General features: G+C 46.4%; 13 protein-coding genes. 6 read left to right on the plus strand and 7 right to left on the minus strand.

Annotated features, from left to right (window positions below):
• Positions 1-178: 178 nt before the first annotated feature.
• Positions 179-1861 carry a chitinase gene (locus tag R8O70_RS08000; RefSeq protein WP_005381683.1) on the minus strand — a complete coding sequence of 561 codons (1683 nt, stop codon included), beginning with the start codon at positions 1859-1861 and terminating at the stop codon, positions 179-181.
• A 212-nt stretch (positions 1862-2073) separates the two neighbouring features.
• Positions 2074-3597, minus strand: a complete 1524-nt coding sequence (locus tag R8O70_RS08005; protein ID WP_054730033.1) for a Na+/H+ antiporter NhaC family protein — start codon at positions 3595-3597, stop codon at positions 2074-2076.
• A gap of 472 nt (positions 3598-4069) precedes the next feature.
• On the opposite strand from R8O70_RS08005, the gene sul2 reads away from it, so the two are divergent.
• Both sul2 and R8O70_RS08015 read left to right on the plus strand, forming a co-directional pair.
• The gene (gene sul2, locus R8O70_RS08010) at positions 4070-4885 is read left to right on the plus strand and encodes a sulfonamide-resistant dihydropteroate synthase Sul2 (RefSeq protein ID WP_001043260.1); all 816 of its coding nucleotides are present in this window, start codon (positions 4070-4072) and stop codon (positions 4883-4885) included.
• Positions 4886-4971: 86 nt separating this feature from the next.
• On the plus strand, positions 4972-5274 hold the full coding sequence (locus R8O70_RS08015; RefSeq protein ID WP_000251875.1) for a phosphoglucosamine mutase: 303 nt from the start codon (positions 4972-4974) through the stop codon (positions 5272-5274).
• 175 nt (positions 5275-5449) lie between these two features.
• Here R8O70_RS08015 and R8O70_RS08020 read toward each other — a convergent pair whose 3' ends face one another.
• Both R8O70_RS08020 and tetR read right to left on the minus strand, forming a co-directional pair.
• A complete protein-coding gene (locus R8O70_RS08020; protein WP_001120888.1) occupies positions 5450-6943 on the minus strand; it encodes an IS91-like element ISVsa3 family transposase in 1494 nt (497 codons plus the stop codon).
• 178 nt (positions 6944-7121) lie between these two features.
• Entirely contained in the window at positions 7122-7724 is a 603-nt protein-coding gene (gene tetR / locus R8O70_RS08025; RefSeq protein WP_000113092.1) for a tetracycline resistance transcriptional repressor TetR, read from the minus strand.
• Between the two features lie 80 nt (positions 7725-7804).
• Here tetR and tet(59) point away from each other — a divergent pair, with 80 nt between their 5' ends.
• Positions 7805-9007, plus strand: coding sequence for a tetracycline efflux MFS transporter Tet(59) (gene tet(59), locus R8O70_RS08030; RefSeq protein WP_001031679.1), 1203 nt, complete (start codon positions 7805-7807; stop codon positions 9005-9007).
• A gap of 378 nt (positions 9008-9385) precedes the next feature.
• On the opposite strand, the gene R8O70_RS08035 is transcribed toward tet(59), so the two are convergent.
• Positions 9386-10879: an IS91-like element ISVsa3 family transposase gene (locus tag R8O70_RS08035; protein ID WP_001120888.1), complete on the minus strand. Its 1494-nt coding sequence runs from the start codon at positions 10877-10879 to the stop codon at positions 9386-9388.
• 159 nt (positions 10880-11038) lie between these two features.
• Positions 11039-11224 carry a hypothetical protein gene (locus R8O70_RS08040; protein ID WP_031430549.1) on the minus strand — a complete coding sequence of 62 codons (186 nt, stop codon included), beginning with the start codon at positions 11222-11224 and terminating at the stop codon, positions 11039-11041.
• 172 nt (positions 11225-11396) lie between these two features.
• Between R8O70_RS08040 and R8O70_RS08045 the strand changes: the two genes are divergently transcribed.
• The 3 genes from R8O70_RS08045 (at position 11397) to R8O70_RS08055 (ending at position 13384) form a co-directional block, all read left to right on the plus strand.
• Complete coding sequence (locus R8O70_RS08045) at positions 11397-11525, plus strand: hypothetical protein (protein ID WP_004395831.1); 129 nt, start codon at positions 11397-11399, stop codon at positions 11523-11525.
• Positions 11526-11810: 285 nt separating this feature from the next.
• Entirely contained in the window at positions 11811-12794 is a 984-nt protein-coding gene (locus R8O70_RS08050; RefSeq protein WP_031430547.1) for a DUF4917 family protein, read from the plus strand.
• A gap of 122 nt (positions 12795-12916) precedes the next feature.
• Complete coding sequence (locus tag R8O70_RS08055) at positions 12917-13384, plus strand: hypothetical protein (protein ID WP_031430545.1); 468 nt, start codon at positions 12917-12919, stop codon at positions 13382-13384.
• Positions 13385-13508: 124 nt separating this feature from the next.
• Here R8O70_RS08055 and R8O70_RS08060 read toward each other — a convergent pair whose 3' ends face one another.
• Entirely contained in the window at positions 13509-15029 is a 1521-nt protein-coding gene (locus R8O70_RS08060) for a hypothetical protein (protein ID WP_031430544.1), read from the minus strand.
• Positions 15030-15171 lie beyond the last annotated feature (142 nt).

The raw sequence follows: 15171 nt of genomic DNA on the forward strand, positions 1-15171 counted from the left end.
AAATACCTTTTTTCAAAAATGTTGATAAAAAATGCGCGCGAATTTTAATGGGCTCCAGAACAAAAGAGAAAAGCTGTTATTGAAAACTTAGATTCCATAAATAAACCACTACATATATAAAAAAAGACCCTGCAAAAAAGCAGAGTCTTTATAGATGGTTAGGTTGTTTTTTACTCGATCACTGACAAGAAATCTCGTCCCAGAACCAGTTGCTTTGCGTTGGGCTTTCCCACACTCCTGGGCCATTTTTCGCAACAAAACATTTGTTTTGGTACGTCACTTTATCGCCGTTAGCGACTTGCGTTACACCCGGCTCCCACTGAATAAAATTGCCTGTCACTGGTGGTTCTGGCTCGGTTACTGGCGGCTCTGGCTCAGTCACCGGTGGTTCAGGTTCCGTTGTAGGCGGCTCCGTAGGAGTGCCTGAAACCAGCTTCCAAGGGTCTCCTTTCGTTGGCTCATTACCTTGTGACCACCATTTCGCTTCGTAAACAGCACCTTGGTAAGAAACTTGATCACCCGTGTTATATACTTTGCCAGAATCCCAAGCTGCCACACCACCTACAGGCGGATCGACCGGATCCACTGGGTCTAACTTGTCAACTACACGAACTTCTGGCCAACCCGCATGAGATTGGTAGAAGTTAGTTACACATTTCTCATAGTCACCCGCAACTAGCGCAGAGTAAGCCGTTTGGAAACCAACAAGTTCACATTCAAAAGAGTGGCCTCCCGGACGATCTGAGTAGTATTTCCAGTTCCCATCCCAGTTGGTGTACAACACGTCTGTCGCACCATTCAGATTTAAGCTGCCGTAAGGCGTCTGCTGCCAACAGGTATTGGTCTCATCGGCTTCAATTGGAATTTGATAATGAGCGGCAAGTCCTTCCCAATAGCGAATACGGTTAACAGGTTGACCTTTATCTTTGTTTTGCTCTCCACACTCAATACCACCATTGATCACGTTGATGGTGGTACCAAAGCCGTAACCAATGCCAGCATCAAGCTCACGCTGTGAAGGCACCCAAGTACGGTCAATCACATGTAGCATTGCAGGTTTCGGTGCTTGTGGGGTTAGGAAGAACCAGATAGCCGATGCTAAGTTCAGCCACGAATCCGCAACCAAGCCTGGATTTTTCAGCAATACAGATGCATCGCCATCAAACATCACTTCAGAGAACGCGCCATAGTTAAAATGGTAAGAAAGCTGCTTTGCACCACGTCCAAAGTAACCTTGTCCAGACTCACATGGCCAGCGTTTGTTTTGCCAGTCATTTTGACCACAACCTGTTGTGTAACCTTCTTGCCCTTCAGACCATCCCATTTCTCGCACATGAACCAAAGCTTGCTGCCACTCTTCCAACCCTAGCGGATTATCCGATACGTTATCAATCGAAATATGGCCACCGGTTTCTTGTGCAAAGTGAGCAAACGCTGTCACGATCGATTTTTTACAAATTGCATCCGAATCACGACCGTCTGTGTACTCACCACAGAATGCAGGGAACTTACCAATTGCACGTAGGAAACGCGTATAAGTGTATTCAGGTGCCGCCATTTGAGTCAGGAAGTCCCACTCACTTTCGGGGAATACACGCTCTACACGCTTCACGTTTTCTGGGTTGGTTGTCGCCCCTGGAACAATCGCTTCAACCACTGAGTTCGGGCGTGTCTCTAATGCTTGTGACCAAATGGCATACATAGGATCAGAAGTTTTGCTTTGCTCTACGGCTTGAACGTCACCACGAGCAATAACATAACCATTCGGATTTTGCGGATCGGGCTGAATATTCATACTCGCATTCACTTGTGCTGCTAAGACACAACTCAATGCAAGAGGAAGATGTTTGAGTGCAAACATGTCTAGTCTCCGGATTTCAACAATACAATATACGAGGAATAACTAGACATATAGTGGATCATATATACGAAACACCGAGCCAAGTACGTTGATTCTGCGAGACAAAATGAATAAATAGGTCCTCACACACATTTTGTCACAAGAAAAATGTTACCTTGACTCAAAAGAAAAGCGGAGACCCTGTGAGCCTCCGCTTTGTGATGTTTCTCTCTTTATTGTTCTGCCGAAACCACCTCTAGCTTCGCGGTTGACTTTTGTTTAGACAGCACAAAATAAACCACACACTGAGAAATAATTGCGGCAAGCACAATCACTGGTGAGGCGTTGATTCCAGCTAAAAGAAAACACCCTAATGCGATCATTCCATTGAGTAATGCGTAAGGCAATTGTGTACGGAAGTGCTCATACTGTTCACACCCCGCTCCTGTCGACGACAAAATCGTAGTTTCAGAGATGGGAGAACAGTGATCGCCAAACAAGCCACCAGATAATACCGCACCAATACAAACCAACAGTGGTGCATCAATCGCAACGGCAGTTGGGATCACTAATGGCATCATGATGGCGAACGTCCCCCAAGATGATCCCGTAGCGAATGAGATAACACCAGCAAGCAAAAAGGCGACTGCTGGCAATAGCCAGTACGGGAAACCGGCTTGAGCTTGTTCAGCAATGTATGCAGCTGCACCTAATTCTTTCCCAACCGAGCTAAGCGCCCAAGCCAATACCAGAATCACCGCCACTGACATCATGTTTGACATCCCTTTCAGATAAACCTGAATACCATCCGAAAGCTTTCTTACTCCATAAAACGCCATCAGCGCAATTAAAGTGAAGGCCGCGAAGAAATATGCAGAAGAAAGTGCAGCCCTAAACGTTGATCCTGCCACTTTTTGAAATGGAAAACCGTGTGGCACGAGGATGGTACATAGAACCACCAGCATAACGAGCAAAGGTGCCCATACAAAACTAGATTTTGCATTTTTATGCGTAAACACATTCATGGACTCCTGCACTTTCCCAAAGTCGGAGCCCTGCTCTGCTAGTTGTTCAGCCTTCGCCATCGGTCCGAAATCTAATTTGAAGAAAGAGACAATCGGCACAATCGCGATCGCAAGAAAGGCGTAAAACTGATACGGGATCGCACCAATGAAAGCATCCCAATCACTCATACTGACATTCAGGGCAGTAAACTCTTTTTGAATCAATCCCATGATGTAAACGCCCCATCCGATAAAAGGGATCAAGATTGCGACGGGAGAGGAAGTAGAGTCGATAATAAAAGCTAATTTTTGGCGTGATACTTTTAACTTATCAAATAAAGGGCGAAAAACAGGGCCAACAATCAGTGGTGTACCAAGGTCTGAGAAGAAAATAACCACACCACCGAACCATGCGGACAGTTGAGCTTGGCATTTACTCGCAACCCATTGAGTAACCTTTTTAGCAAACGCCACACCACCGCCAGATTTCTCCATCAAGGCAACAAAGCCACCAATAAAGACCAAGAGCAAAATGACGCCCGCATTGTAGCTGTCAGTTAATTGCGGCAGTAGATAGCTTTTCATCAATGCACTAAACGAGTCTAGTGGCCCTTTTTCGACAAATGTCCCTTCGAGCATAGCGACACCACTCACCACACCCGCGAATAAACCAACAACGACATTTCTTGTGGTCAGCGCGAGGAAAAGAGTAATAAGAATGGGAATGAGAGAGGTAACGTCAGCCTGTTCCATAGCAATACCATTTATGATAACCAAACAATTAAAATGAATATATATTTAATTTAACCGCATGTATATATCTCTCACAAAAAAGTTGAGCCACCTCTTCACAAACTTGAAGTACAAAAAAACCAGCCCGAAGGCTGGTTCTTATAAACTCAACAGTCTAGAGGAAAATTATTCCCACTCTATTGTAAACAAGACATTTTTATCTTTTATATTCAATGGCTTATTTTCCTGCTAATTGGTAATACCATGAAAAATACCATGCTCAGAAAAGGCTTAACAATATTTTGAAAAATTGCCTACTGAGCGCTGCCGCACAGCTCCATAGGCCGCTTTCCTGGCTTTGCTTCCAGATGTATGCTATTCTGCTCCTGCAGCTAATGGATCACCGCAAACAGGTTACTCGCCTGGGGATTCCCTTTCGACCCGAGCATCCGTATGAGACTCATGCTCGATTATTATTATTATAGAAGCCCCCATGAATAAATCGCTCATCATTTTCGGCATCGTCAACATAACCTCGGACAGTTTCTCCGATGGAGGCCGGTATCTGGCGCCAGACGCAGCCATTGCGCAGGCGCGTAAGCTGATGGCCGAGGGGGCAGATGTGATCGACCTCGGTCCGGCATCCAGCAATCCCGACGCCGCGCCTGTTTCGTCCGACACAGAAATCGCGCGTATCGCGCCGGTGCTGGACGCGCTCAAGGCAGATGGCATTCCCGTCTCGCTCGACAGTTATCAACCCGCGACGCAAGCCTATGCCTTGTCGCGTGGTGTGGCCTATCTCAATGATATTCGCGGTTTTCCAGACGCTGCGTTCTATCCGCAATTGGCGAAATCATCTGCCAAACTCGTCGTTATGCATTCGGTGCAAGACGGGCAGGCAGATCGGCGCGAGGCACCCGCTGGCGACATCATGGATCACATTGCGGCGTTCTTTGACGCGCGCATCGCGGCGCTGACGGGTGCCGGTATCAAACGCAACCGCCTTGTCCTTGATCCCGGCATGGGGTTTTTTCTGGGGGCTGCTCCCGAAACCTCGCTCTCGGTGCTGGCGCGGTTCGATGAATTGCGGCTGCGCTTCGATTTGCCGGTGCTTCTGTCTGTTTCGCGCAAATCCTTTCTGCGCGCGCTCACAGGCCGTGGTCCGGGGGATGTCGGGGCCGCGACACTCGCTGCAGAGCTTGCCGCCGCCGCAGGTGGAGCTGACTTCATCCGCACACACGAGCCGCGCCCCTTGCGCGACGGGCTGGCGGTATTGGCGGCGCTGAAAGAAACCGCAAGAATTCGTTAACTGCACATTCGGGATATTTCTCTATATTCGCGGTTCAGCAGGCATGTCCCCTTTGAGGGCGACCCGACGACAGGATAATCGACCTTATGGTGCGCAAATATTTCGGCACAGACGGTATTCGTGGCAAAGCCAACGAAGGCGCGATGACGGCGGAAACCGCCTTGCGCGTCGGCATGGCGGCTGGCCGTGTCTTTCGTCGCGGTGACCACCGCCATCGTGTCGTGATCGGCAAGGATACGCGCCTGTCGGGCTATATGCTTGAACCCGCGCTCACAGCCGGTTTCACCTCGATGGGCATGGACGTATTCCTTTTTGGCCCGCTGCCGACAACGTATAGGAAGAATAAACGCCCTTTTCACCCAAGTCCAACAGCTTTGGACCGCAGTTGACTCTTTCGACACCCCTGCGATGCAACCCAATCCGGCTGACGGGGAGCCAGCAACGCTGAAAATTTACCCTCCTCTTTCCCACTAGCGGCTCCTTTTCCGACAACCAGCACGGCGGATCCCTGCCGCGGCGCTGTGAACGCAGCATTTTGATTGGTATCGTTGGCCTTCAGGCTCGTCAGTCAAACAGACCCAGGAGCAGCTCAGCCGGTGGCGCCCGGCTTTCGGGTAACGCCCTGGTCCCGCTGGTTTCGGCTTTGTGCTTCAGGTGATCAAGGATCTGCTTGATCACTATAGGGTCTTCAATGCAGGCGATGACTTTCATGGCGCCGCCGCAGCCGCTGCAGGTCTCGATGTCGATATTGAAAACACGCTTGAGCCGTTGCGCCCATGTCATCGACGCTCGCCGTTGTGCTGGTGTTGCCGGTTCATCAGCCACCCTGACCTTGTTGCCCCTGCCCCGTTTTGCCGGCGTGACCAACGCCCGGTGCCGACTGTTGGGTGCGAACACCCCGTGGAAGCGGGTTAGGTTGACTCTGGGCTTCGGTACCAGGGCGGCCAGCCTTGCAATGAAATCCAATGGTTCGAAAATGACGTGCGTGGTGCCGTCCCGGTACGGCGTCTTGAGCTGGTAGCGCACGTTGCCGCCTCGTGTTAACGACAGCCGCTTCTCGGATACCGCCGGGCGGCTGATGTACCGGCACAGCCGTTCGAGCTTCTTGCGTTCATCGGCCCTGGCCGCCACGCCGGCGTGCAGGCTGGACCCGGCTACCTTGCCAATCCCGTCACCGAACGGATCACCACTGGTCGGCAGAGTTTGCAAAGTGAACACCTTTCGCCCCGCCTGTGAACCGACAGCGATACGGTAAGTGATCGAGTGCCCCAGCAGGGGTGTCATCGGGTCGTCATCCACCGCATCCGAGGCCAGATAGCTGTTTTCGACATCCCGTTCCAGCAGGCCTTGCCGTTCCAGATAGCGACCCACCCGGTGGGCGATGGTGTGCGTCAGCTGGGTGAGCTCTGGGCTGGTCGGCGCCTTGACCCAGCGGAAACGCGCTGAGCCGTGGGATTGCTCGACATACACACCGTCGAGAAACAGCATGTGGAAGTGAACATTCAGATTGAGCGCCGATCCAAAACGCTGGATCAGGGTGACCGCGCCCGTCTTGGCCACTTGGTGGGTATGGCCCGCTTTCTTGACCAGGTGCGTGGCAATGACGCGGTAAACGATGCCCAGCACCCACCCCATGATCTCGGGCCGGCTGGCAAACAGGAAACGCAGCTGAAACGGGAAGCTCAACACCCACTGACGCATGGGTTGTTCAGGCAGTACTTCATCAACCAGCAAGGCGGCACTTTCGGCCATCCGCCGCGCCCCACAGCTCGGGCAGAAACCGCGACGCTTACAGCTGAAAGCGACCAGGTGCTCGGCGTGGCAAGACTCGCAGCGAACCCGTAGAAAGCCATGCTCCAGCCGCCCGCATTGGAGAAATTCTTCAAATTCCCGTTGCACATAGCCCGGCAATTCCTTTCCCTGCTCTGCCATAAGCGCAGCGAATGCCGGGTAATACTCGTCAACGATCTGATAGAGAAGGGTTTGCTCGGGTCGGTGGCTCTGGTAACGACCAGTATCCCGATCCCGGCTGGCCGTCCTGGCCGCCACATGAGGCATGTTCCGCGTCCTTGCAATACTGTGTTTAGCAAAAATGCAAGCCGATGAACAACTCGCGATGGCAACAGCTAAAAAATTGGTAGAACAAAAACGCCAAATTGAAAAACAATGTTCTAAATAAATCCACCACTCGCACAAATCCCCCCTATTGTGCGAGCCTAAAAACACAGACACCTTATCACTGCTTTTCGAAACCATTAATCAATGCTTCTAAACCAAATAAAAAAGCCTCTGTGCCATCATCTTGATCCATAATTTGCAAAGCATCTTTTAATAGTCGAGGCATCGTATCATCTGCTATTTGTTGCCTATCATTAAGTGCTGCGATATGTTCTTGCTGCTCTAACACAGAACCTAACGTAAAATGACCAACCGCGCTTATTGCATATAACCCACATTTTAATGAAAAACCATTGTCCACCATAAACTGCAACTGCATTTCTACGGTGTCATATTGGTCTGAACTCGGGCGAGTCCCTAAATGCACTTTTGCGCCATCACGGTAACTTAATAATGCATCACGAAAGCTCAATGCATTATTACGTAAAAATTGTTGCCACGTTTCCCCAACTGCGGGTAATGAATGACGATGATTACGCTTTAGCATTTCAACAGATAATGCATCCAACAATGTGCGCTTGTTCTTCACATGCCAATATAGTGTAGGCTGCTCTACGCCCAGTTTTTGAGCTAGTTTTCGCGTTGTCAGCCCTTCCATTCCCACTTCATTTAGCAACTCTAATGCCACTGTGATGATGGTTTCTTTATCTAATCGCGCCATACTGCCCTCTCTTTTTTTCTATTGACACTCTATCACTGATAGGGATATATTCCAACTCTATCAATGATAGAGAAAAAACGATGAATAAATTTGCGATCACCGCTTTAACGATCACCGCCCTAGATGCTATGGGGATCGGCTTGATCATGCCTGTATTGCCTACATTGTTACGTGAATACGTGTCGGCTGAAAATTTAGCAAATCATTACGGTATCCTGCTGGCACTGTATGCCATCATGCAGGTTTTTTTTGCTCCTCTACTTGGCAAATGGTCTGATAAATTCGGGCGCCGACCAATATTACTACTATCTCTTGCAGGCGCTGCTGTGGATTACACTTTGCTTGCATTATCTAGCTCACTTTGGATGCTATACGTTGGGCGATTAATTTCTGGAGTTACTGGCGCAACAGGTGCGGTCGCCGCTTCTGTTATTGCTGACAATACTGCTTCACAAGAGCGTACTAAGTGGTTTGGACGCTTAGGGGCGGCTTTTGGTGTCGGGTTAATCTCTGGCCCTGCAATTGGCGGCTTTACAGGGCAATTCTCAGCTCATCTTCCTTTTATTATTGCTGCCATTTTAAATGCGCTCTCTTTTTTAGTTATTATGTTGATATTTAAAGATAATAAAATCAAAAATACTGAAAAAAACACCACAGAAACAGCAGAAAATTCGCGACCTTTCCTGCAAGTGATCAAGCCAGTCATACTATTGTTATTTATCTTTTTTATGACTCAAATGATAGGGCAAATTCCAGCAACGACATGGGTGTTATTTACGGAACATCGTTTTCAATGGGGCAGTATGGAGATCGGCCTATCTTTAGCGGGGTTAGGCATCATGCATGCCTTGTTCCAAGCATTTGTAGCGGGCGCAATCGCCAAGAAATTCAATGAAAAAGTGACGATTATTGTGGGCTTTGTTGTTGATGGAGCAGCATTCATTATTTTGTCATTATTGACAAAGGGTTGGATGATTTACCCTACATTAATCTTACTCGCCGGCGGCAGTATTGCGCTACCAGCCTTACAGGGGTTAATGTCAGCTCAAGTCAATCAAACTAACCAAGGTAAGCTACAAGGCGTTCTAGTCAGCTTAACCAATACGACGGGGGTGATCGGCCCATTATTATTTAGCTTTATTTTTGGTCAAACACTGGCAAGTTGGGATGGCTGGATATGGATGATTGGTGCGATAATGTATGTTTTATTGATTGTATTTATTTTATCTTTTTATAGAAGCACCAAAAAGATAGTTAAAATAGCGAAGCTACCAGCGAGCTAAGTTTTAGCATATCAATATTAAGTGCTATGATACCCCTATCAGATTTGCTTTTAGCACAAGATATTAAGAGACAAACCCTATGACATTACCCCCTAAAAAACCAAGAACAAAACCTGCGGAAGAAAGGCTAGATGACCTAATGAACGTATAGGAAGAATAAACGCCCTTTTCACCCAAGTCCAACAGCTTTGGACCGCAGTTGACTCTTTCGACACCCCTGCGATGCAACCCAATCCGGCTGACGGGGAGCCAGCAACGCTGAAAATTTACCCTCCTCTTTCCCACTAGCGGCTCCTTTTCCGACAACCAGCACGGCGGATCCCTGCCGCGGCGCTGTGAACGCAGCATTTTGATTGGTATCGTTGGCCTTCAGGCTCGTCAGTCAAACAGACCCAGGAGCAGCTCAGCCGGTGGCGCCCGGCTTTCGGGTAACGCCCTGGTCCCGCTGGTTTCGGCTTTGTGCTTCAGGTGATCAAGGATCTGCTTGATCACTATAGGGTCTTCAATGCAGGCGATGACTTTCATGGCGCCGCCGCAGCCGCTGCAGGTCTCGATGTCGATATTGAAAACACGCTTGAGCCGTTGCGCCCATGTCATCGACGCTCGCCGTTGTGCTGGTGTTGCCGGTTCATCAGCCACCCTGACCTTGTTGCCCCTGCCCCGTTTTGCCGGCGTGACCAACGCCCGGTGCCGACTGTTGGGTGCGAACACCCCGTGGAAGCGGGTTAGGTTGACTCTGGGCTTCGGTACCAGGGCGGCCAGCCTTGCAATGAAATCCAATGGTTCGAAAATGACGTGCGTGGTGCCGTCCCGGTACGGCGTCTTGAGCTGGTAGCGCACGTTGCCGCCTCGTGTTAACGACAGCCGCTTCTCGGATACCGCCGGGCGGCTGATGTACCGGCACAGCCGTTCGAGCTTCTTGCGTTCATCGGCCCTGGCCGCCACGCCGGCGTGCAGGCTGGACCCGGCTACCTTGCCAATCCCGTCACCGAACGGATCACCACTGGTCGGCAGAGTTTGCAAAGTGAACACCTTTCGCCCCGCCTGTGAACCGACAGCGATACGGTAAGTGATCGAGTGCCCCAGCAGGGGTGTCATCGGGTCGTCATCCACCGCATCCGAGGCCAGATAGCTGTTTTCGACATCCCGTTCCAGCAGGCCTTGCCGTTCCAGATAGCGACCCACCCGGTGGGCGATGGTGTGCGTCAGCTGGGTGAGCTCTGGGCTGGTCGGCGCCTTGACCCAGCGGAAACGCGCTGAGCCGTGGGATTGCTCGACATACACACCGTCGAGAAACAGCATGTGGAAGTGAACATTCAGATTGAGCGCCGATCCAAAACGCTGGATCAGGGTGACCGCGCCCGTCTTGGCCACTTGGTGGGTATGGCCCGCTTTCTTGACCAGGTGCGTGGCAATGACGCGGTAAACGATGCCCAGCACCCACCCCATGATCTCGGGCCGGCTGGCAAACAGGAAACGCAGCTGAAACGGGAAGCTCAACACCCACTGACGCATGGGTTGTTCAGGCAGTACTTCATCAACCAGCAAGGCGGCACTTTCGGCCATCCGCCGCGCCCCACAGCTCGGGCAGAAACCGCGACGCTTACAGCTGAAAGCGACCAGGTGCTCGGCGTGGCAAGACTCGCAGCGAACCCGTAGAAAGCCATGCTCCAGCCGCCCGCATTGGAGAAATTCTTCAAATTCCCGTTGCACATAGCCCGGCAATTCCTTTCCCTGCTCTGCCATAAGCGCAGCGAATGCCGGGTAATACTCGTCAACGATCTGATAGAGAAGGGTTTGCTCGGGTCGGTGGCTCTGGTAACGACCAGTATCCCGATCCCGGCTGGCCGTCCTGGCCGCCACATGAGGCATGTTCCGCGTCCTTGCAATACTGTGTTTACATACAGTCTATCGCTTAGCGGAAAGTTCTTTTACCCTCAGCCGAAATGCCTGCCGTTGCTAGACATTGCCAGCCAGTGCCCGTCACTCCCACTCGAATATCAACGGACACAAAATACATCGGAATAACAGCTAGTTAGAAATGCAACCTTTCTCGATACCATCATCTATACCATGCGTAGAATTTTTTTGATTTTTTGCGTCTCGTCGGCGTTTTAGTTCTACTTTGGCCCAAGCTGAGGATTCTTGCATATCACGACGAAGCTCTTGTATCTCTTCAACACTAAGCCGTCGTGGACCCGAGGTAATTCTATCCATCTTGTGCCTCCAACTTGTCGCAGTACATTTTAAAACGCATCAAAACATGAGTTACCAGCAAGAAACCTTGGGGATATTTTTAGATTGTTTTTCATACACATCTTGAAAGCCATCAATACTGCCCAAAGATTATACAACGAGGAATAACCTCGTTAAATAAAAGGATCAAATCATGGGTTTGAAACCAGGACCAAAACCAATAGCCAAGTCGACTGGTAAACCAGATCAACGTCGACGTGACAACAAAAAAACTCCAGGAAACACTCCGGGCTTAAAGCCGAGTAAATCCTCGACCAAGTAAGGTGTCACCAATGCCGAGTCAGAGTAAGTGGTACTGACTCTTGTTGTTAAATTTCTAAATCGCAAGCACCCTTAGCCAATGTGAAACATTACATGCCCGTTCAACATATATACCCTAGAATGCCATCTAAATTATCAATCTACACGATCTGTTTGCTGAAACATACTAACTAAGTGCTCAGCATTATCATAAAACTTTACAGATGATTTTTTTATTTTGGTGTGGTTGCATTGTGTTGAGTTAATTGCTTGAAAAATATAATTACATAACAAAAAGGATGCATCGATGCCACTACAGACTTATGAAGATACTCTTCAGCAACTAGAAGAAAGGGAGCAGCCGTCAATACTGCTTGCTAATGGCTTTTCTCGGGCATGGAACAATAGAACATTCAATTATGAAAATTTGTTCGATGAAGCCAACTTTAGAGACAGCGACCGAGAGCTGAGAGAAATATTTGATCGTTTTGATACTTTTGATTTTGAAAAAATAATGCATGCTCTGCAATCAGCGGAAAAAGTTTGCGAAACCTATGACGTGAACATAGATATCATTGAACAGATTCAAGCTGACCAAGAGCAGTTAAAAGACTCACTTATTGAGGTAATTGCTAATACTCATCCTCACCGCCCCGGAGCCATTGCGGATGATAGTTTCACCTTAACTAGAAGATTCCTCACTCGTTTCAACAATATATTTTCTCTCAATTACGACTTACTTTTGTATTGGGCTGTAAACAAATGGAATCTACCTCCCTTTAGACCAGATCGATGGTGTGGTATGAAAGATGGTTTTAATGGCGATGAATGGCAACAACGTACTCAAAACTTGCACTTTCTACACGGGGGCCTCCATCTCTACAATACTGAGCAAGGTATTTATAAACGGGTTTATGACCAAGAAGATTGGGATGCGATCGTTGACCAAGTAAGACGATGGTTAGATGCAGGAGAGTTTCCCCTTTTTGTGTCTGAACCCACCTACCAAAAGAAGCTTGAGAAAATCAAACATAACCCATATCTAAATGCTTGCTACCAAGCGTTGGGTGAACTGAGAGGCACTCTCTACATTCATGGTCACTCAATAGCTCATAACGACAGACATATATTCGATCAGATTAATCGTAGTAGAGTAAACAAAGTCTTCATCAGTATCTTTGGAGATGAGAACCAGGACTTAAACCGAGAAGTAATGGCAAACGCAGATAGATTTCTTGACCGTCGCATAGATATAGAATTCTATGATGCCGCATCCACACCTATTTGGTAGCCGTTGATAAAGATGCATCTAAAACAATCCTGACAGCATCCAAAAATCACCAAATAAGAGCGACTATGTTTCAAGAGAGAAACTCATGTCATTCGTTATTTATCAATTAAGGGAGAAGAATATTGTCTTGGATAGAAGAATACCTAAGAGATTACACAAAGGAACGGGACAAGTTATTCAAAGAGCGTTGGTTTACAGCAAAAAGTTGGTTTGCTCGGTCTAAAGAATCTACTAAGTATCAAGAGCTAGAAATACTGCTAAGTATCGAGAAAGAATTTAACTCTAAGTGGTTGAAACATTTAAAGCATGCAGTGGTTAGATATAAATTGAAGGAGGATGATATAGCTGAAGCGAAGTTGCTTATAGACACTCATATATCCAAACATAAAGAGCGAGACTTTTTCCTCATTATTGTTGGTGTCCTGTTCGCTGCTTCTATAAAAGCCTTGGGGAATGACATCCTTTTTAGTTCAGCGGTTGTTCTCACAGCTCTTTTTCTTGGCTATGAACGCTTGTTTGGTAGTACGACAAAAAATAGCTTAGAAGAGTTTAAAGCGATACTGAATGTTGCATCGCAGCCTAAAACATAGCAAATTACCATGAATTAAATTTTATTAATCAAGTACCTATATAAAATACGATATATAATAAAAGCGGGCAGGTGTACCATTGCCAGCCCGTGAGCTTTATCACAAGACATTATGATACTTAACATCAAAAATATTTATCAATCATAGCTGATAGTTCAAAGTCATCCCTACTTATATTGTGTCTAAGACCTTTCACTATTCTCTCTAGTTTTTCATCTTTGACCCCATATTGATATCTAGCTAAGACAATATGAGAAATATATTCACATTGAGAAAAATAACCTTCTTTATCAAATTCTCTCATTGTTCTCAAAACTATACTCAAATAATAACTTTTCTTATCTTCATTAAACTTATCACTAGCTAAAACCTCATTCAGCATTAAAGCATATGACTCAATAATAAGATAAGAATCATACTTTAAAGTTTGTTTCATTCTGTCTTTAACCATTTCAAGCCAAGAACTTGTTACAGAAAATGATTCATAAATTAACCTGTCGTATCTAGTTGGAAATTCACAATCAATATCATCGACAAGGCTGTAATCAAGTTGTTCTACTATATTCTTAACAAATAGAAATATTTTATTTGGATATAAATGGTGCTCATATGCTTGTTCAACTGAAGCTCTTATCATAACGTCAAAAAAATGGATCGACATATAAATAGGGCAACTGAATGCTTTATCGGTATCGTAGTAATTTATGTGGGGAACATTGTAGGAATTATCCTTCCCAGTTAATTCAATAAAATCAGAGACATAATCATAAATTGATTGATAAACTTCCATATCATGGGCAACAGAAACATCAGAAAACAACTCTGTTAATAGTACATTCGTTGGATCTAATTCATAGCAGTCTGTTGTAGTAATGCATTGACATAAAGCTAACTCTCTATAAAGAGGACTAACCGAATTGCTAATCAAAAATTTAAAGAACTCGTGTCTGTACATTGACTCTGAACAAAAATCTTTAGTCAAAATTTTCACACCAAGAACTGGATTAGCAATTGCTAAATGATGCATATAAGATCTAGATTTATATAAGTAGAGAAAGTACTCTTTCACCTCATTTGAAAGCCAATAAGTTTTTGGAAAAAAATTGGAAACCTTGCTCCTTAATTCATTAATTTTAATTTCAATCCGTGATTTTTCATTCTGCCTAAATTCAAATATTATCAGTTCTGATTTTGGCTCTATTAAATTTCCAAAACGAACGAAAACTGATTTATATAAACAATATCTTCTTAATTGGAAATAATATTTATCGACGAAAAATGAAACATCCTTGAAATTATTATCTTTTAGTAATTGGCTAGTTGTTAAATTTAACTTACGAAAATTCTTTCTACTTATTCTAGAGCCATTTATCTTTAATATTGCGTACAATATGGCCACAATAGATACTAATAACAACGAGCTTTCTTTATCAAAACCGAATAACCAACTAAATGGTAAAGCCATGTTATTATTGATCAGGACATCAAGAAACAATAAATAAAGGCTAGAAACTGACAAGATAAAAACTATTATCCAATCAATAATTGTCATTCGAATAACTAAATCAAGGATAACTCTCCTTGGGAGAAGAGCAGCTCCCGTAAGTAGAACTGCGATAACCGTAAGTAAGCCTGATGCATCCATTTTTCTATTTTTCCATAAAGATCAAACTAATATAGTTTCCTTTAATTGAAATGTGAACTCAACAGCTACTTGATATATCACTTGCTCAACTTCGATATTATGTGTGGTTGCCATGTGTCACCTCTCGGTCAGGTGGTATGTG

It is taken from the genome of Vibrio sp. 779(2023), assembly GCF_033344285.1.
GTDB classification, from domain to species: Bacteria; Pseudomonadota; Gammaproteobacteria; order Enterobacterales; family Vibrionaceae; genus Vibrio; species Vibrio alginolyticus.

What these genes read in the sequence shown, in the direction of transcription:
- R8O70_RS08000 (WP_005381683.1), bottom strand. Translation starts at nt 1,861, where the DNA reads ATGTTTGCACTCAAACATCTTCCTCTTGCATTGAGTTGTGTCTTAGCA.
- R8O70_RS08005 (WP_054730033.1), bottom strand. Translation starts at nt 3,597, where the DNA reads ATGGAACAGGCTGACGTTACCTCTCTCATTCCCATTCTTATTACTCTT.
- sul2 (WP_001043260.1), top strand. Translation starts at nt 4,070, where the DNA reads ATGAATAAATCGCTCATCATTTTCGGCATCGTCAACATAACCTCGGAC.
- R8O70_RS08015 (WP_000251875.1), top strand. Translation starts at nt 4,972, where the DNA reads ATGGTGCGCAAATATTTCGGCACAGACGGTATTCGTGGCAAAGCCAAC.
- R8O70_RS08020 (WP_001120888.1), bottom strand. Translation starts at nt 6,943, where the DNA reads ATGCCTCATGTGGCGGCCAGGACGGCCAGCCGGGATCGGGATACTGGT.
- tetR (WP_000113092.1), bottom strand. Translation starts at nt 7,724, where the DNA reads ATGGCGCGATTAGATAAAGAAACCATCATCACAGTGGCATTAGAGTTG.
- R8O70_RS08035 (WP_001120888.1), bottom strand. Translation starts at nt 10,879, where the DNA reads ATGCCTCATGTGGCGGCCAGGACGGCCAGCCGGGATCGGGATACTGGT.
- R8O70_RS08040 (WP_031430549.1), bottom strand. Translation starts at nt 11,224, where the DNA reads ATGGATAGAATTACCTCGGGTCCACGACGGCTTAGTGTTGAAGAGATA.
- R8O70_RS08045 (WP_004395831.1), top strand. Translation starts at nt 11,397, where the DNA reads ATGGGTTTGAAACCAGGACCAAAACCAATAGCCAAGTCGACTGGTAAA.
- R8O70_RS08050 (WP_031430547.1), top strand. Translation starts at nt 11,811, where the DNA reads ATGCCACTACAGACTTATGAAGATACTCTTCAGCAACTAGAAGAAAGG.
- R8O70_RS08060 (WP_031430544.1), bottom strand. Translation starts at nt 15,029, where the DNA reads ATGGATGCATCAGGCTTACTTACGGTTATCGCAGTTCTACTTACGGGA.